Here is a 1589-nt window from a genome sequence, read left to right on the forward strand (position 1 = left end):
ACGCCCGATATTCACACGACGGCGGGAAAGCTCGCCGACCTGCGTAATCGTCAGGCCGAGGCGCAGCACCCGAGCGGTGAAGCCGCGGCCCTGAAGGTGCACGCCAAGGGCAAGCTCACCGCCCGCGAACGCATCACCGCGCTGTTGGACGAGGGCTCCTTCGTCGAACTCGACGCCCTCGCCCGGCACCGCAGCGTGAACTTCGGCCTCGCCGACAACCGCCCCGTCGGCGATGGCGTCGTCACCGGCTACGGCACCGTCGACGGCCGCGACGTGTGCGTGTTCTCCCAGGACGCCACCGTCTTCGGCGGCTCCCTCGGCGAAATCTACGGCGAAAAAATCGTCAAGGTCATGGACCTCGCCCTCAAAACCGGGCGCCCCCTGATCGGCATCAACGAAGGCGCCGGCGCCCGCATCCAGGAAGGCGTCGTCTCCCTCGGCCTCTACGGCGAAATCTTCCACCGCAACGTCCAGGCCTCCGGCGTCATCCCCCAGATCTCGCTGATCATGGGCCCCGCCGCCGGCGGCCACGTCTACTCCCCCGCACTGACCGACTTCGTCGTCATGGTCGACCAGACCTCCCAGATGTTCGTCACCGGCCCCGACGTCATCAAGACCGTCACCGGCGAAGACGTCACCATGGAAGATTTGGGTGGCGCGCACACCCACATGGTCAAGTCCGGCGTCGCCCACTACGTCGCCTCCGGCGAACAGGACGCCCTCGACTACGTCAAGGACCTGCTCTCCTACCTGCCGTCGAACAATCAGGCCGCCGCCCCCCGGATGCTGCCCACCGACCCGATCACCGGATCACTCGAGGACTCCCTCACCGCCGAGGACCTCGAACTCGACACCCTGATCCCGGACTCGGCGAACCAGCCCTACGACATGCACGAGGTCATCCGCCGTATCCTCGACGACGACGAATTCCTCGAGGTCCAGGCCGAACGCGCCGGCAACATCGTCGTCGGCTTCGGCCGCGTCGACGGCCGCTCCGTGGGGATCGTCGCGAACCAGCCCACCGTCTTCGCCGGCTGCCTCGACATCGACGCCTCCGAAAAAGCGGCCCGCTTCGTGCGCACCTGCGACGCGTTCAACGTCCCGATCATCACCCTCGTCGACGTCCCGGGGTTCCTGCCCGGCACCGACCAGGAATACAACGGCATCATCCGCCGCGGCGCGAAACTGCTCTACGCCTACGGGGAGGCCACCGTCGGCAAGATCACCGTCATCACCCGCAAGGCCTACGGCGGCGCCTACGACGTGATGGGCTCCAAGCACATGGGCGCCGACGTCAACCTGGCCTGGCCCACCGCCCAGATCGCCGTGATGGGCGCCTCCGGCGCCGTCGGGTTCGTCTACCGCAAACGCCTGCTCGAGGCCGCCAAGAACGGCGACGACGTCGACGCCCTGCGTTTGCAACTGCAGCAGGAATACGAGGACACCCTCGTCAACCCGTACGTCGCCGCCGAACGCGGCTACGTCGACGCCGTCATCCCCCCGTCCCACACCCGCGGACAGATCGTGGCCGCCCTGCGCCTGCTCGAACGCAAAATGGTCACCCTCCCGCCCAAGAAGCATGGGAACAT

Annotated in this window: 1 protein-coding gene; it reads left to right on the forward strand. The window is 67.3% G+C overall.

What is annotated here, in order from left to right; genetic code table 11:
• Positions 1-1589, forward strand: a 1589-nt coding sequence (locus MLGJGCBP_RS19905; protein ID WP_201453134.1) for an acyl-CoA carboxylase subunit beta, incomplete at both ends; no start/stop codon positions are given.

Origin of the sequence: Rhodococcus sp. T7 (genome assembly GCF_009872365.1) — a bacterium.
Classification (GTDB): domain Bacteria; phylum Actinomycetota; class Actinomycetes; order Mycobacteriales; family Mycobacteriaceae; genus Rhodococcus_F.